Genomic DNA, 15,600 nt, shown 5'->3' with positions numbered 1-15,600 from the left:
TGGCGGCATAAGGTCAGTATTGTTGACATAATAAGGTTCGGAGGGCGGAAAGTGAGCTACGACGCATTCCTTGCATTGCTTGTCTATGCGTTCGTGACCTCGATCACGCCGGGCCCGAACAATTTCATGCTGCTGGCCTCGGGGGTGAATTTCGGCTTCGTGCGTACGATCCCGCACATGCTGGGCATCGGCTTCGGCTTCCTGTCGCTGCTGCTCGGCGTCGGCTTTGGGCTGGGCGCGGTGCTGACGGCATTTCCGGCGCTGCATTTGGTGCTCAAGATCGCTGGCGGGGCTTACCTGCTCTATCTCGCCTGGCGCATCGCCATGTCGCGCTCGCTCGGCAAGGACGGCGAGAGCAAGGGCCAGCCGATGACGTTTCTCGAAGCGTCGGCGTTCCAGTGGATCAACCCGAAGGCCTGGGTGATGGCAGTCACCGCCATGGCGCTCTACACCAGCACTGAAGCGCCGTTTTTGTCGGTGCTGATCATCGCGGGCGCGTTTGCACTAGTGAACGTGCCGAGCGTGTCGTGCTGGGCCGGTTTTGGCATGGCGCTGCGCGGCTTTCTCGCCGATCCGGTGCGGCTGAAATGGTTCAATATCGCCATGGGCGTGCTTTTGGCGGCGACGCTATGGCCGATGCTGAAATAGTCAGAACAGCTCGATCGTTGGCCGGGTCAGCATCAGCCAGAAGATGGCGACGACGCTGAAGAAGGCCGGGAAACCGCAGAAAAACCAGATGCGGTAGAGCTTGAAGTAGCGTGCCGGCAAAGCCTTGCCGGTGGTGGCGGCGGAACGGGCGAGATTGCGCAGCTCGATCTGGATGAACACCACCGGCAACCAGAACAGGCCCGTCAGCACGTAGAGCGCGAGCGAGAGCACGATCCAGCGCTCGGTGAGCGGCCAGCCAACTTCGTAGGCCAGCCAGGCGCCCGTGATGGGCTGCAGGATGACCGCAGTGGCGGTGAAGACCATGTCGGCGATCACCACCGTGCCGGCGACATGGGCAATTGTCGCGGGATCGCGGGTGCGGTGGGCCATGACCATGAAGAAGGCGATGCCGGCGCCGGTGCCGAACAACACCGCGGCGCCAAGAACATGGGCGAGGCGAAGAAGCTCTTCCATGGCTCAGCGCTCGTCCAGTATGGCAAGCGCCACCAGCGCCAGCACGATCGATGGCAGCACCTTGACCAGTGGTCCGAGCGTATCGACCCAGAGGCCAGGCGCGAGCACGGTCGCCGATGCGAGATAGGCCACAGACAGCGCGATCATGCCGCCCAGCGCCGGTCTGGCGTAACGGCGGGCCGCCACGCCGATGCCGAGCGCGATGTCGGCGAGGCTGGTGACGAGGGTGATGGCATGCGCGAGTGCGGTGGGCGCGCCGGCGGCGGTAAGATGCGTCGACGAGGCGTCGAAGCGCAGCAGCGCGATGATACCGGACAAAAGCCAGAACAGGCAAAGCGTGCCCAGCACCAGCGGCTTGAGCAGGTAGAGCCGGGCAAACCACAATTCCTGGACGCCGGCGGGGTTTGCGGCAAGCGTCTGGTCGAGGGAGCGAACGGCCCTGTCAGACCCGGTCGCATGGCCAGCGACACCGCCGGCGGCGACCTCGAGCGCGGTCGAGCGCAAAGGCGAGCGCCAGCCGAGCCGGCCAAGCAGATCGGCAGCACCGGAGGCGATGCTGGCGAAGAAAACGGGGAGGGCAAGCGCGCGTGCCGGCGGCAGGCCGAGCCATTGGCGGTGGCGGGCGACAGCTTGCGCCAGCGTCATCACCTGCGGCGCGGCCAGGTCGATGTCGCTGCCGGCTGGGATGTCGCCTGACAAGGCGTCCGACACGGCGGCGGCGACATCATCCAGCGCAACGAACTGCATGCGGCTGTCGCCAAAAACCAGCGGCGTGACGAGTGGAAAGGCGGAAAGCGCCCGCAGCAATGCCGAGCCGCCATGGGCGGCGCGCCCGATGACGATGGCGGGGCGCAGGATGACGAAAGCGAGGCCCGAGGCACGAAGTGCCGCATCGGCCTGGCGCTTGGTGGCGAAGAAGGGGGTGTTCGCCGCCACATCGTCGGTGCGCGCCGATATCTGGACGAAGATACGCGGCGACGCGACCTTGTAGAGAGCGTTCATGGCGGCGAACTGCACGGCAGCGACATCGTCACGCGGACCATCCTGCAGCGCACCGGCGCAGTTGACTACGGCATCGATGCCGGCAAGCAGGGCAAGCCAGTCGTCGGGCCGTGACAACTGCGCAATGTCGGCCTCGACCCAGTCGATGCCGGGATAGCGGCGGGCGGCCATCGCCGTGTCGCGCGCCAGCGCCACGACCGACAGCCCGCGCGCGGCAAGCGACCTTGCCACTGCCGCCCCGATGAAGCCGTTGCCGCCGAGAATCAGAACCCGCATGGCGCAAACGATAGCGAGCTTGGGGGCGGCTCCGCAAACGTCTGCTGGCCCAAGGCGAGCATGCTTGCGTGGCGCCGTGTGTGCGCATAGCCTCCTGATATGTCACACGATCATGACCACCACCATCACGACAACGAGCTCGAGCCGATGGCCGCGCGCGTGCGTGCGCTGGAGACCATCCTGACCAGGAAGGGCCTGATCGACCCGGCGGCTATCGATGTCATCGTCGACACCTACGAGACCAAGGTCGGCCCGCGCAACGGCGCGCGCGTCGTGGCGAAGGCGTGGAGCGATCGCGAATACGCTGACTGGCTGAAGCGCGACGCCACCGCGGCGATCGCCTCGCTCGGCTACACCGGGCGGCAGGGCGAGCACATGCAGGCGGTGTTCAACACCGACGAGACGCATAACCTCGTCGTTTGCACTCTGTGCTCGTGCTACCCATGGTCGGTGCTGGGGCTGCCGCCGGTCTGGTACAAGGCGCCGCCCTATCGCAGCAGGGCGGTGATCGACCCGCGCGGCGTGCTGGAAGAATTCGGGCTTTCGCTGCCGAAGGACAAGAACATCCGGGTCTGGGATTCGACCGCCGAACTGCGCTATCTCGTGGTGCCGCAGCGCCCCAGTGGCAGCGATGGCTGGAGCGAGGACAAGCTCGCCGATCTGGTGACGCGCGACTCGATGATCGGCACAGGCCTGGCGCGGGAGGCCGCATGAACGGGCCGCATGATCTCGGCGGGCAGATGGGTTTTGGGCCGGTGGCGCCCGAAAAGGACGAGCCCTATTTCCACGCCGCATGGGAAAAGCGCGCGCTTGGCGTGACGTTGACGGCAGGCGCCATGGGCGCCTGGAACATCGACGAGAGCCGGCACGCGCGCGAATGCCTGCATCCGGCCGACTATTATGCGTCGAGCTATTACGAGATCTGGATCAAGGCGCTGGAGACGCTGCTCAAGCGGCACAATTTCGTGACAGCAAATGATCTGGCGGCGGGCGATGCCGTCGATCTGGCGGCGACGCCCAAGCGGGTGCTGAAAGCGGAAAATGTGCCGGCGGTCCTTGCCAAGGGCGGGCCTTGCGACCGGCCGATGGATGAACCGGCGGTGTTTGCGGTCGGCCAACGCGTGCGGACCAAGAATTTTCACCCGATCGGCCACACCCGGCTGCCGCGTTATGCCAGGGGCAAGGAGGGCGTGATCGACGCGGTGCGCGACGGTTTCGTCTTCCCCGACAGCAATGCGCCTGGCCAAGGCGAAAACCCGCAACGGGTCTATACTGTCGTGTTTACTGCCGCGGAATTGTGGGGCGAGGGCGCGGACCCGGCGCTCACCGTCAGCATCGACGCCTGGGAGAGCTACCTTGAGCCGGCATGAGGCACGAATTCCGGTAGCCACGCTCGATGCGCCTGTCTTCGCCGAGCCGTGGCAGGCCGAGGCCTTTGCCATGGTGGTGGCACTGCACGAGCGCGGACTGTTCAGCTGGGCAGAATGGGCCGAGCGGCTGTCGACGGAAGTGAAGCGTCCGGAGGCAGCAACCGACGGCAGCGATTATTATGAACGCTGGCTCGCCGCGCTTGAGCGATTGCTGGCGGAAAAGGGGCTTGCCGGCCACGAAGAGGTCGATGCCGTTGCCGCAGCCTGGGAGCGGGCGGCACACGCCACGCCGCACGGGCAGCCGATCGTGCTGGAGAACGATCCGGGGCGATCCTCCGGCTTATAGCGACCGCGGTCGGCCCTAGAGCGACCGCCACATGCGGTGCGCGACATGGGTTTTCGGGCCGATCTTGAAATCGGGGAAGCTTTGCAGCAGGCGAAAGCCCTCGCGCTCCCAGAAGGCGCGGCCACGCGCGTTTTCGTCCAGCACCGCGATCAGGAGCCGTCTGGCGTTGCCAGCCCGTGCGATGCCCGTCAGGTGGTCGAGGAAAGTGCGGCCGAGGCCCATTCCCCGGCAGCTCTCGTCAAGCAGCAGCAGCCCGACATAGGCATCGTCAGCCTCAGGATAGCCGAAGGCAAGGTCGGCAATCGCAACGAGTTGGCCACTTGGTCGGAACATGCCAAGTTTTTGCGATGTCGCGAAATCCACGCCTGGCGGGCCATCGGTGAAGAACTGTTCCACCATCGCATCCGACGGTTCCGTGCCGGATTCCAGCATGACGAAATCGGCGGCGCGATCGTACAGGTCGCGCACGGCCGCATTGTCGCTGCCCGGGACGAGCAACCGGATTTCAGGGGCTGTCATCAAGGCATGTGCTTTCGTTGGTCTGCGCGGCGTACATGACGGTTCGCCGAATGGAAGTTCAATCGCAATGGGACGCAAACTGACAGCAGGCGAGTTCCCTACCTGATAACGCTCAGGAGCAATCTCCCTATTGGTGAGCATGGGCGGCGGTTGACGCAATCAAGCGGGCGGAGGTTCGAGAAGCCGATCAATCTTCGCCTAATTGCCGTCGAAGAAGTTATGAATCGCTGCTTCCAGCTTTTGCATGAACTGGTGATTTTGGCTGCTGCCTGCCCAGATCAGGGCGTTCAGCCTGACGTCCTTGTGGAGAAAATTCAGTTTCCCTGAACCCAGCAGATACTCCGCGATCTCGTAGTGGCGGCCTTTGATGGCCTCGATGAGCGCGTTGTTTCTTCCGCTTTTGTCGGTGGAGTTGACGTCCGCACCGCTATCCACGAGCAGCCTGGCGACATTCATATGTCCGTTCTTTGCCGCTTCGATCAGGGCTGTCCTGCCGTAGTATTCCGCCCTTGCATCGATGTCTGTTCGCGGGTGCCCCACGATGGCCAGAACACACTCGAGGTGGCCTTTGGCGGATGCCAGGATCAGAGGCGTACTCTTCCATCTGTTTCGGGAATCTGGATCGATTTCTGGGTGCCTGAGCAATGTTTCGACGACCGAGGTATGGGCATTGAGGGCTGAAAGGTGAAGTGCTGACCAGCCGTCGTCGTCCGACTGATTGACATCTGCGCCGGCCGCAAGCTCCGCATTGGCCGCGTTCACGTCGCCGCTCTCCGCCGCCATCAGCAGGGCGGGCCAGCTCCTGGCTTCGTCGTCTTGCAGGCTTCTGGTCAATGCGGTCGCCTTCCCAGATATGCTCTCGCTAAAATACCATACTTTGGCTGGTTCCTTGCAGTCGGCTGATGAACAAGGGCCTCCTTTTCCGAGGAAGACGGCGCCTGATTGGGCCAGCTTGTCAGCTTATGTGGGCTTCGATGCTCAATCCCTTGCCCTTCAACGCCGAATCCTGTCAGTCAAAACAATGGATTTTTCACCTCAGCAGGATGACGCGCTGCAGGCCGTGGCGCGCTGGCTCAAGACCGGAAGGCCGCAGATATTCCGGTTGTTCGGTTATGCCGGCACCGGCAAGACGACGCTTGCGCGCTATTTCGCCGAACATGTCGACGGCCAGGTGCAGTTCGCTGCCTTCACTGGCAAGGCAGCGCAGGTGCTGCGCTCGAAGGGCGCCACCAACGCGCGCACCATCCACTCGCTGATCTACCGGCCGAAGGGCGAGGAGGCGATCGCCGATGAGCAGACCGGCAAGACCTCGATGTCGCCGACGTTTTCGCTCAACCGCCAGAGCCCCATTTCCAAGGCAAAACTCGTCGTCATCGACGAATGCTCGATGGTCGACGAGCAACTCGGTCGCGACCTTCTGACCTTCGGCACGCCGGTGCTGGTGCTGGGTGACCCGGCGCAGCTGCCGCCGATCTCGGGCGGCGGTTTCTTCACCGAACATGAGCCCGATTTCCTGCTGACGGAGATCCATCGCCAGGCGCGCGACAACCCGATCCTGCGGCTGGCGCTCGACGTGCGCGAGGGCCGCGAGTTCATGCGCGGCGACTATGGCACAGCACAGGTGATCGGCAAGGAAGACGTCACCCAGGACCTGGTGCTCGACGCCGACCAGGTGCTTGTCGGCACCAACCGGACGCGCAAGCGCTACAATCAGCGGCTGCGCGAGCTCAAAGGTTTCACCGCCGGTTATCCGCAGGCCGGCGACAAGCTGGTGTGCCTGCGCAACGACCCGGCCAAAGGGCTGCTCAACGGCTCTTTGTGGAAGGTAATGACCTCGTCGCGAGAGACGGTGAAGCCGGGCATCAACTTGCTGGTCGCACCCGAAGAGGACGATCCCGACCGCGGCGTCGCCAAGATCAAGCTGTTGAAGCAGGTGTTCGAGAGCCCCGACGAAGAAATCCCGTGGGGCACCAAGAAGCGCTACGACGATTTCGACTATGGCTACGCGCTGACCGTGCACAAGGCGCAGGGTTCGCAGTGGAACAATGTCGTGCTGTTCGACGAGAGCTGGGCCTTCAAGGAGACGCGCCAGCGCTGGCTCTATACGGCGATCACGCGTGCTGCCGAGCGCCTGACCATCGTTCGCTAGAGCTTCAGCTAGGGCTGGCAGACGGCCAATGCGGGTGCTGCTGAGGCCGGCCTACCTAAACATGCGATCCGTTTCGATCTCGAAATCCGTCAGTTTCCGACCATCTGAAGCCGTGGCCGGCCTAATCTCAGGCAACGACCTCGAACAACACAGCCGTTGCGTCATCCGAAACCTTGAATCGGGGGAACTTCTGGCCGTCGGGGTCTTCGACCTGCTCGATGTGGCGAAGCTCCTGCAAAAGCTGGGCAAGGCCGATGTCTGCGGCAGCGCGAACAAGCTCCGCAGCGCTGTAGCGGCCGTACTGGTCGGCAAGGGCGGCGAAGCCGTCGGAGCAAAGCAGGCCCTTGGCGGGCAGGGCAACCGTAAGCTGCTCGGTGACCAGATGATCGGCGGCGGCAGGCGAAGTGCCAAGCGTCCAGACGGAACCGCTCGGTTGATTGTAGGCAGCACGGCGCCGTCGCAGCTCTTCGCGAACGACGGGCGCGTCTGCGAGTGCCTGATGGGTGGAGAAGCCGCCTGAAAGGGCGATGGCCTTGCGGGCGCCGTCGCGTTCGTTGGCGTAGGCGGCCTTGATGGCGCTGGTTTCGAGCATCGTGCCGTCCGCGTCGACCAGGAACAGCCGGCAATCTCCCAGGCCATGCGTGAACAACGCTTCGCCCTCGACCCGCGCCATCTGGAAGCTGGCGATTGGCAGGTTCCACGGCTTGATCGGCAAGGCGTTGGCCGCTTCATGCACAACATTGGCGACACGCTGGTTGAGTTCGCGCACGACATCGGCAACCGCGCGGCCGTTGCGGACCAGCTCTTCGAACGTGCTTTGGGCAAAACGCGCGAGCCAGGCGGCATCCGAGCCGTGCAGGCCAACGATGCTGGTTCCGCCGAGGCCGGTGGCACCGTCGATGACGAAGGCGCAACTGGCATTGCCGCCGGCGCTGTCTTCATTCGGGCGCGAGGGAGAGCCGGGGGCGGTGATCGAATCGATAATGCGGATATTGGGCATGATTGCAGCTGTCTGGCGCGGGCCGGTGACTGGAGTATGACCGCATGTGCCGCGGCGAAGTGATGGGTTGGTTGAAGTTTGCATAGTCCGTGGCTGATTGGCAGGTCAGGCAACGGAACCTTTGTTGGTCCATGACAGCATCTGTCTGCGTTCCAGATCAAGATGCCGCTTGCGGCCGGCACGGCTGAGCAAATGCGCCGCCTGTGCAAGAATCTTCGTTACTTGAAACCGCGCTCCAGGACGGCCTAGCCTGCGTCGGACGGCTTGGAGCCCAGCCATTCCCACGCCTTTGCCTCGTCGGCGTCGGCGAAGTGCCTGGTTTCGATCGAGGTGAGCGGCGCAAATAGGCCGACCACCGGTCCCATCCAGGCGGGGCCGCCGACAAGCGCGTAGCGCCTGATATGATGCAACGCCTTCATCTTGCCCTTGAACGTCATTGGATCGAACAGGGCCGACCAGTCGAAGCCGTCATAGCCTGTGGCGCGCAGCAGGACGTCGATCTTGTCGTGACCTTCATAGGCGGCGTCGAGCAGGCCGTAGGCGTTTTCGATATCGGCCTGGGTGAAATGGCCGACAATCTCAAAGGCAAAGACCTCTGGGTTGTCGGTGTCGATGCGCCGGAAGGGCGGCGGGGCATCCATGGATTTCATTGGCGTGTCCTCGTTGGTGCGGCAAGTCGCGGCGTCGACACTGGAACACATAAAAGCGCTCTCTGTTCCCGCCCGAGCCGTGATAGGTGGCATGTGTCGCTTTCGATGTGAGTTGCCGATGCCTGCCAAGCTGTCCGTAAACGTCAATGCCATCGCTATGCTGCGCAACCGGCGCGATCTGCCGTGGCCGAGCGTCACCGGCCTGGGCCGCATCGCACTTGCCGCCGGCGCGCACGGGCTGACCGTGCATCCGCGCCCGGACCAGCGCCATATCCGCTTCTCCGACGTGCCTGAAATCAGGGCACTGATCGACGACGAGTTTCCCAAGGCCGAATTCAACATCGAGGGTTATCCGAGCGAGGATTTCCTCCAGTTGGTGGAAAAGCACCAGCCGGAACAGGTGACGCTGGTGCCGGACGATCCGTCGCAGGCAACCTCCGACCACGGCTGGGACTTCGCCGGACAGGCCAGCCTGCTCAAGCCGGTGGTAGCGCGTCTCAAGAAGGGTGGCTTCCGCGTCTCGCTGTTTTCGGATGCCGACCCCGCGGCAATGAGTGCCGCCCGCGATACCGGCGCTGACCGGATCGAGCTGTTCACCGGTCCCTATGGTGCCTGCTTCGATGATTCGGCAAAGGCTGCCAAGGAATTGGAAAAGCTGGCAAAAACCGCTGAGGCGGCACTGGCCGCAGGCCTTGCCGTCAATGCCGGGCATGACCTGGTCGTCGACAATTTGCCGCTGTTGATGAAGCGCATTCCGAAACTGGCGGAAGTGTCGATCGGCCACGGGCTGACGGCCGATGCGCTCGAGCATGGCATGGCCGGCACGATTAGGCGCTATCTCAAGGCCTGCGGGTGGTAACATCTGCGCGCCATGCGTTGCCTGCATGGCCTGAACATTAGCTGCCGCAAAACAGCTGTTGCTTTTGCGACACCGTAAGCGTAGAGCCCCGCGGCTTCACGGAGAGTTGTCCATGGCCGATGCCGGCGCTGACAAGGCGGGAACAAGCGGCCAGGTGGTCCAGACGGACGGCCATTCCCACGACATCAGGATTCTCGTTCTGGGAGCGCTCGGAGTCGTCTTCGGCGACATCGGTACGAGCCCGATCTACGCATTCCGCGAGGCGCTGGTGGCGTCGGCGGGAGGTCAGGTCGCATCACGCGAGGATATTCTCGGCGTGCTCTCGCTCATCATCTGGGCGCTGACCATCATCGTCACCGTCAAATACGTCATGTTCGTGCTTCGGGCACACAACAGGGGCGAGGGCGGTACGCTGTCGCTGATGGCGCTGGCGCGGCGCAGCTTGCCCAAGCGCTCTGGCATCATCCTGGCGCTTGGCATGGTCGGTGCCGCGCTGTTTTATGGCGACGCGGTGATCACGCCGGCAATTTCCGTGCTCTCGGCGGTCGAGGGCATGAATGTCGTCACGCCTGCGTTCCAGCCCTACGTGGTGCCGCTGACACTGGTGATCCTAGCCATACTGTTTTCGGTGCAGCGCTTCGGCACCGGCAGCGTGGCGGTCGTGTTCGGCCCAATCACGCTCGTCTGGTTCCTGGCCATCGGCTACTCCGGCATCGTCCACATCGCAGATGACCCGGAAATCCTGCTGGCGGTGAACCCGATCTACATCGTCCAGTTCCTCGTCAACCAGCCGGAAGTGTCGTTCGTCACCATTGGCGCCATCTTCCTTGCCGTGACCGGCGCCGAGGCGCTTTATGCCGACCTTGGCCATTTCGGCCGCCGGCCGATCGTGCTGGCCTGGCTGTGCATCGTCTTCCCGTGCCTGCTGCTCAATTATGTCGGCCAGGGCGCGTTCGTGCTCAGCCACAACGGCACCGTCGGCCATCCGTTCTTCGAGATGAACGAAGGCTGGATGCTGATCCCGATGGTGGTGCTGGCAACGGCCGCCACCGTCATTGCCAGCCAGGCAGTGATCACCGGCGCCTATTCGCTGACGCGCCAGGCCGTGCAGCTCAACATGCTGCCGCGCCTTGTCATCCAGCACACCTCGGAGACGACGCTGGGCCAGATCTACATGCCGCGCGTCAACATGCTGCTCGCCCTGGTGGTGATGCTTTTGGTCGTCGGCTTCGGCGAGTCGAGCAGCCTGGCTGCTGCCTATGGCATCTCGGTCACCGGCAACATGCTGGTGACGACGTTGCTGCTGTCGGTCGTGATGATGCGCATCTGGCGCTGGCGGGTTGCCGCCGTCGTGGTGGCGACCTTTGTCTTCGGCCTGATCGACATCGGCTTCTTTGCTTCCAACATCGTCAAGGTGTTCGAGGGCGGCTGGGCGTCGCTCGCGGTCGCCTTCACGATCGTGCTGATCATGTGGACCTGGGTGCGCGGCAGCCGCTACCTGTTCGACAAGACGCGCAAGAACGAAATCCCGCTCGACTTTCTTGCCGGCAACCTGATCAAGAAGAAGCCGCATCTGGTGCCTGGCACGGCGGTGTTCCTGACCAGCGACCCCGATAGCGCGCCAACGGCGCTGATGCACAGCCTCAAGCACTACAAGGTGCTGCATGAGCAGAATGTCATCCTGTCGGTGGTGACGGCGCAGCAGCCGATCGTGCCCGACAGCGAGCGCGTCAAGATGGAGCAGGTCAACGAGCTGTTCATGCGGGTGAAGCTGAAGTTCGGCTACATGGAGCAGCCCAACATCCCCAAGGCGCTGGCCATATGCCGCAAGCAGGGCTGGAAGTTCGACATCATGACGACGTCGTTCTTTCTGTCGCGTCGCTCGCTGAAGGCGTCGCCCAATTCCGGCATGCCGGTGTGGCAGGACAGGCTGTTCATTGGCCTGGCGCGCACCGCGGCGGATGCGACCGAATACTTCCAGATCCCGACTGGACGTGTCGTCGAGGTCGGCACGCAGGTTTCGATCTGAGGCCTGCGGCTGTTTCGGCGGGACGAAGTGAAGCGTTGCCAATGCGCCGCCCATTCGTGAACTTCTGTCGCGGATGGATGGGCAGATGACCGGTCGAAAACGTCATGTCGCAATCGCCGGTGCCGGGCCCGCGGGGCTGGCGGCTGCGCTGTATATCGCGCGCGACGGGCACCGGGTCACCGTCTATGAACGCTTCGCCGAGCCTAAGCCGGTGGGTTCGGGGCTGATCCTGCAGCCGACGGGACTCTCGGTGCTCGCCGATCTCGGTCTGTTTGGCGAAATCTCGAAACTTGGCAGCCGGATCGACCGGCTGCACGGCACCGATGCTGAAAGCGGCCGCACGGTGCTCGACGTGCGTTACGACGCGCGGCCGGGCGGGCGCTACGGCGTCGCGGTGCATCGCGCCGCCTTGTTTGGCGTGCTCTATCGGGCAGCTCTGAGCGAAGGCATCGAAATCGTCACCGGAGCCGAACTTGATGCGGTCGAAACCGGCGAGCAAACGCAGCTTGTCGATGCCACTGGGCGGCGCCATGGGGCGTTCGATCTCGTCATCGATGCCAGCGGCGCGCGCTCGACACTGCGCCGCAGCGCCGGCTTCACCGCAGGTTCAAAACAACTCGTCTATGGCGCGTTCTGGGCCTCGCTCGACTGGCGTGGGGCAGGCTTCGACGAGCGAGCACTGACGCAGCGCTATCGCCGCGCCAGCGTGATGATCGGGGTGCTGCCGATCGGCCGTGTCGAACCGAACGGGCGCAAGATGGCGGCGTTCTTCTGGAGCCTGAAGCCGGCCGATGCTGAACGCGTCCAGGGGAAAGGGCTGGCCGCCTGGAAGGCCGAGGTGGCGGCGCTTTGGCCTGAATGCCAGGCCTATCTCGACCAGATCGAGGATTTCGACCAACTGACGCTGGCGCGCTATGGCCATCACACGCTGCCAAATCCGGCGGCGCGGGGCTTCGCCGTCATCGGCGACGCCGCGCATTCGACAAGCCCGCAGCTGGGGCAGGGCGCCAACATGGCTTTGCTCGATGCGGCAGCGCTCGCCCATGCGCTGAGGCAGGCAAGCGATATCGATGAGGCGCTTGCGGCTTACGTCCGCACGCGACGTTGGCACATCAGGCTGTTTCAGATGCTCTCTTTGGCATTCACGCCGTTCTACCAGTCGGACTCGGTGCTGCTGCCGTTGCTGCGCGACCGGCTGGTGGCGACCGTCGCCAAGCTGTCGCCGGCGCCGCAGCTTCTGGCTTCGATCGTTGCCGGCACGCTGATCGATCCTTTCGCGCCGGCCGGCCTCAAGGAGGTCGATTGGACGGAACGTGGCGAAGAAAGGCCTGTCCGGATCCCTGCTTGAGCGGTGCGGCGGTTGTGGCTACGTTGCGTCATCTTCAACCAAGGGGCGTGCGATGCCGGGACTTGTGCTGCGTGGAATTCGAAAGGCGATGGCTGCAATGGCCCTGCTTGCGCTGGGCTGCATGCCGGCGCTGGCGGATGCGACGGTTCCCACCGCCGACATCGAAGGTGCCGCCGACAATGCGCTCGCCAAACGCTACGAAGGCTCGTTCATCGTCTACCACCAGAAGCTCGACTACACTGACTTTACCGTGCCGCTGGCGCCGCTGAAGGCTGATCCCGATGCGGAAAAGCGCGACAAGATGAACAACCGGGTGTTCAAGCCGGAGACGTCGGAAGAGGTCGAGGGCACGCTCACCCGCCTCTTTTACGTATTGCCCGACGGCCGTTCGCCGCTCGAGGTGCTGCGCAACTACCAGGATTTGGTGCAGGCTGCCGGCGGCGAGGTGGTGTTCGAATGCAAGAAGGAAGAATGCGGCGGTGATGCCTCGCGCTCGGCCTCGAGCGGCGGCGGCGAGATGAGCCTGATGATGAACTTCTTCTACGACAGCGACCTTGGCGTGGAGGCATTTTCGAATGGTGCCTGCGTGGCGTCGTCGGGAGTTGCCGACCAGCGCTATTTTACCGCCAAGGTGCCACGTGACGGCGGCGACGCCTTCGTGACGGTGCAGACCTTCCAGTTGCTCGACGATCTCTATTGCAAGGAGCTGAATGCGCGCACCATCGCCATCGTGCATGTGCTGGAGCCCAAGGCGCGCGACAAGAAGATGGTGCTGGTGGAAGCGGCCAAGATGGCTGACTCGCTGTCGACCAGCGGCGGAATTTCGCTCTACGGCATCTTTTTCGACACCGACAAGGCCGACATAAAGCCCGAGTCCGAGCCAACGCTGAAAGAGATCGCCAAGCTGTTGGGCGACAATCCGGCGCTTGCGGTGGCAGTGGTCGGGCACACCGACAACCAGGGCAAGTTCGACTACAATATCGACCTGTCCAATCGCCGCGCGGCCGCGGTGAAAGCAGCACTTGTTTCGCAGTTCGGCGTCGACGGCGGACGTCTGACGGCGGCGGGTGCCGGCATGATGGCGCCGGTCGCCAGCAACGACAATGACGAAGGCCGGGCCAAGAACCGGCGCGTGGCTCTGGTCAAGCTGAATTGATCTTTTTAGGGCAGGGTCGCCGAGGCCGCATGGGCGGCGGCCGATTGAGGGGGATGAATGGGGACCGATGACCAACCGGCGCGCCCAGTGCTGCGTGGCCTGCACCGCGCGTCGGCGCTCTTTGTCGCGCTGTTCGTGCTGTTGCACATGACCAACCATCTCGCCGGCCTAAGAGGGCAGGACACCCACATCGCCTTCATGGCTGAAGCACGGCAGTTCTATCGCCAGCCATTCGTTGAAGTCGTTCTGGTTTGCCTGATATTGTGGCAGGTCGGCAGCGGGCTGGTCATGCTGGTGCGTGGATGGGCCGGACGCAAGGGCGCGGTTGCCTGGCTGCAGGCCGCGACAGGCGCCTATCTCGCGTTTTTCCTGGTCAACCACGTCGGAGCCGTCATCGCCGGACGAACGGTCCTCAGCCTCGATACCGATTTTCGATTTGCCGCTGCTGGCTTCCTTGCACCACCCTGGCACTGGTTCTTCGCGCCATACTATTTTCTCGGCGTGCTGGCGCTTTTCGTGCACGTCGGCTGTGCCGCCTACTGGGGCTTTCTGGCAAGTCGCCCCGTACTGGGGGCGACTTTGCTTGGCGGCTTTGCCGGTGTGGGCGCGCTGTTTGCGACGCTGATTGTGCTGGCGCTGTCCGGCGTGCTGTATCCGGTCGCCATTCCGTCGCACTATCTCGCGACCTATGGGCAATAGGCCGCCGTTTGGCCGGATCAGGGGATGATCCGGCGCTGGCGCAGCTCGCTGAAGGTGCGCATGAACATCTCTTCGGTATCGACGAATTCGTGGAAGCCGAAGCGGCGCGCCTTGCTGCCGTCGGCGAAGAAGTCATAGTCCCAGCCAAAGACGAAGTCGGCGAAACGCCATGACGAGACGTCGCTGTATGGCGTGTCGGCGAGGCCGTGCCGGGCCTTCATCTTGTCCCACAGCGGCTGCTTGTCGGCCATGATCGTATCGAGCGACATCGGCAGGGGCGGGGCTGTGTCGAGGCCGAAGCTCGAGGCGATCTTGGGCCACATCTCGTTCCAGCGGAACAGGTCGCCATTGGTGATGTTGAATGCCTGGTTGGAGCAGCGCTCGTCAGTTGCGGCCCAAACCGTTGCCCGTGCCAGCAAGCCGGCGTCGGTCATCTCGATGATCTTGTCGTAGGCGCCTGGCTTGCCGGGAAAGCGCAGCGGCAGGCCAAGCTCCCTTGATATCGAGGCATAGGCGGCGATCGCGATCGCCAGGTTCATTGGATTGCCCAGGGCCTGGCCGATGACCACCGAAGGACGCAGCGCCGACCAGCTCCAGCTCTTGCCCTTCTGCCTGTCTTCCAGCAGCTCCTGCTGGTCGATGTTGAATTCCGGCGGCATGTGGTTGGCGTCGGTCTCGCGAGCCGGCGTCTTGAACGGCCCGAGATGGGCGCCATAGACCTTGTAGCCCTGCATCAGGCTAATGTGGCGCAGGTTTTGGGCGACCGGCTCGACCGTGTCGACGACGTTGCGCAGCATGGCGACATTAGGCTCGACGAGTTCTGCCCAGCTCGACCGGTCCTGATAGGCGGCATAAAAGATGTGGGTGACGTCAGTCAGGCCGCCGAGCTTTTCCCTGCTGTCCTTGTGATCCAGCAGGTCGACCGCGATGTGGCGGATCTGGCCCTGGTTCGGGTCACCGCGCCGCGACAGTCCGATGATGTTCCAGTTTCCGAGCGTCGCCAGGTGGCTGGCCAGATTGCTGCCGATGACGCCATGGGCGCCGACGATAAGGGCTGTGTTGTGTTTCATGATCC

17 protein-coding genes are annotated in these 15,600 nt (G+C 63.6%); 10 read left to right on the top strand and 7 right to left on the bottom strand.

What is annotated here, in order from left to right:
• Nucleotides 1-51 precede the first annotated feature (51 nt).
• Nucleotides 52-648 carry a LysE family transporter gene (locus IHE39_RS21530; protein WP_192567906.1) on the top strand — a complete coding sequence of 199 codons (597 nt, stop codon included), beginning with the start codon at nt 52-54 and terminating at the stop codon, nt 646-648.
• Here IHE39_RS21530 and IHE39_RS21525 read toward each other — a convergent pair whose 3' ends face one another.
• On the bottom strand, nt 649-1,122 hold the full coding sequence (locus IHE39_RS21525) for a DUF2269 family protein (protein ID WP_192567905.1): 474 nt from the start codon (nt 1,120-1,122) through the stop codon (nt 649-651). It abuts the gene before it with no gap.
• 3 nt (nt 1,123-1,125) lie between these two features.
• On the bottom strand, nt 1,126-2,400 hold the full coding sequence (locus IHE39_RS21520; protein ID WP_192567904.1) for an SDR family oxidoreductase: 1,275 nt from the start codon (nt 2,398-2,400) through the stop codon (nt 1,126-1,128).
• Nucleotides 2,401-2,499: 99 nt separating this feature from the next.
• Between IHE39_RS21520 and nthA the strand changes: the two genes are divergently transcribed.
• Genes nthA through IHE39_RS21505 form a run of 3 tightly spaced genes read left to right on the top strand, consistent with a single transcriptional unit; the run spans nt 2,500 to nt 4,116 of the window.
• A complete protein-coding gene (nthA, locus tag IHE39_RS21515; protein WP_192567903.1) occupies nt 2,500-3,114 on the top strand; it encodes a nitrile hydratase subunit alpha in 615 nt (204 codons plus the stop codon).
• Nucleotides 3,111-3,770 (top strand): nitrile hydratase subunit beta, encoded by a 660-nt coding sequence (nthB, locus tag IHE39_RS21510; RefSeq protein WP_192567902.1) that lies wholly within the window; start codon nt 3,111-3,113, stop codon nt 3,768-3,770. The genes nthA and nthB overlap by 4 nt, the downstream gene beginning before the upstream one ends.
• Nucleotides 3,757-4,116, top strand: a complete 360-nt coding sequence (locus IHE39_RS21505; protein ID WP_192567901.1) for a nitrile hydratase accessory protein — start codon at nt 3,757-3,759, stop codon at nt 4,114-4,116. Before nthB ends, IHE39_RS21505 begins: the two co-directional genes overlap by 14 nt.
• Nucleotides 4,117-4,131: 15 nt before the next feature.
• Here IHE39_RS21505 and IHE39_RS21500 read toward each other — a convergent pair whose 3' ends face one another.
• Together IHE39_RS21500 and IHE39_RS21495 are read right to left on the bottom strand one after the other, a co-directional pair.
• Nucleotides 4,132-4,635: a GNAT family N-acetyltransferase gene (locus IHE39_RS21500; RefSeq protein WP_192567900.1), complete on the bottom strand. Its 504-nt coding sequence runs from the start codon at nt 4,633-4,635 to the stop codon at nt 4,132-4,134.
• Nucleotides 4,636-4,833: 198 nt separating this feature from the next.
• Nucleotides 4,834-5,469 carry an ankyrin repeat domain-containing protein gene (locus tag IHE39_RS21495; protein WP_192567899.1) on the bottom strand — a complete coding sequence of 212 codons (636 nt, stop codon included), beginning with the start codon at nt 5,467-5,469 and terminating at the stop codon, nt 4,834-4,836.
• 187 nt (nt 5,470-5,656) lie between these two features.
• Here IHE39_RS21495 and IHE39_RS21490 point away from each other — a divergent pair, with 187 nt between their 5' ends.
• Nucleotides 5,657-6,784, top strand: coding sequence for an ATP-dependent DNA helicase (locus IHE39_RS21490; protein ID WP_184767195.1), 1,128 nt, complete (start codon nt 5,657-5,659; stop codon nt 6,782-6,784).
• Nucleotides 6,785-6,911: 127 nt separating this feature from the next.
• On the opposite strand, the gene IHE39_RS21485 is transcribed toward IHE39_RS21490, so the two are convergent.
• Both IHE39_RS21485 and IHE39_RS21480 read right to left on the bottom strand, forming a co-directional pair.
• Nucleotides 6,912-7,784, bottom strand: a complete 873-nt coding sequence (locus IHE39_RS21485; RefSeq protein ID WP_192567898.1) for a protein phosphatase 2C domain-containing protein — start codon at nt 7,782-7,784, stop codon at nt 6,912-6,914.
• A 245-nt stretch (nt 7,785-8,029) separates the two neighbouring features.
• Complete coding sequence (locus IHE39_RS21480; RefSeq protein WP_192567897.1) at nt 8,030-8,434, bottom strand: SpoIIAA family protein; 405 nt, start codon at nt 8,432-8,434, stop codon at nt 8,030-8,032.
• Nucleotides 8,435-8,552: 118 nt separating this feature from the next.
• On the opposite strand from IHE39_RS21480, the gene IHE39_RS21475 reads away from it, so the two are divergent.
• From IHE39_RS21475 to IHE39_RS21455, 5 genes are all read left to right on the top strand, one after another.
• Nucleotides 8,553-9,293, top strand: coding sequence for a pyridoxine 5'-phosphate synthase (locus IHE39_RS21475; RefSeq protein WP_192567896.1), 741 nt, complete (start codon nt 8,553-8,555; stop codon nt 9,291-9,293).
• Between the two features lie 112 nt (nt 9,294-9,405).
• Nucleotides 9,406-11,322 carry a potassium transporter Kup gene (locus IHE39_RS21470; RefSeq protein ID WP_184767199.1) on the top strand — a complete coding sequence of 639 codons (1,917 nt, stop codon included), beginning with the start codon at nt 9,406-9,408 and terminating at the stop codon, nt 11,320-11,322.
• A gap of 85 nt (nt 11,323-11,407) precedes the next feature.
• Nucleotides 11,408-12,670, top strand: coding sequence for an FAD-dependent oxidoreductase (locus IHE39_RS21465; protein ID WP_192567895.1), 1,263 nt, complete (start codon nt 11,408-11,410; stop codon nt 12,668-12,670).
• 88 nt (nt 12,671-12,758) lie between these two features.
• Nucleotides 12,759-13,826, top strand: coding sequence for an OmpA family protein (locus IHE39_RS21460; RefSeq protein WP_246485593.1), 1,068 nt, complete (start codon nt 12,759-12,761; stop codon nt 13,824-13,826).
• Between the two features lie 57 nt (nt 13,827-13,883).
• Nucleotides 13,884-14,525, top strand: a complete 642-nt coding sequence (locus IHE39_RS21455; RefSeq protein ID WP_192567894.1) for a hypothetical protein — start codon at nt 13,884-13,886, stop codon at nt 14,523-14,525.
• A 17-nt stretch (nt 14,526-14,542) separates the two neighbouring features.
• Here the strand turns inward: IHE39_RS21455 and IHE39_RS21450 are convergent, their stop codons facing one another.
• Nucleotides 14,543-15,595 (bottom strand): SDR family oxidoreductase, encoded by a 1,053-nt coding sequence (locus tag IHE39_RS21450; protein ID WP_192567893.1) that lies wholly within the window; start codon nt 15,593-15,595, stop codon nt 14,543-14,545.
• Between the last annotated feature and the right edge of the window lie 5 nt (nt 15,596-15,600).

The sequence above is a fragment of the Aminobacter carboxidus genome (genome assembly GCF_014863355.1).
Classification (GTDB): Bacteria; Pseudomonadota; Alphaproteobacteria; order Rhizobiales; family Rhizobiaceae; genus Aminobacter; species Aminobacter carboxidus.
This window is presented reverse-complemented; position numbering and strand designations above follow the sequence as displayed.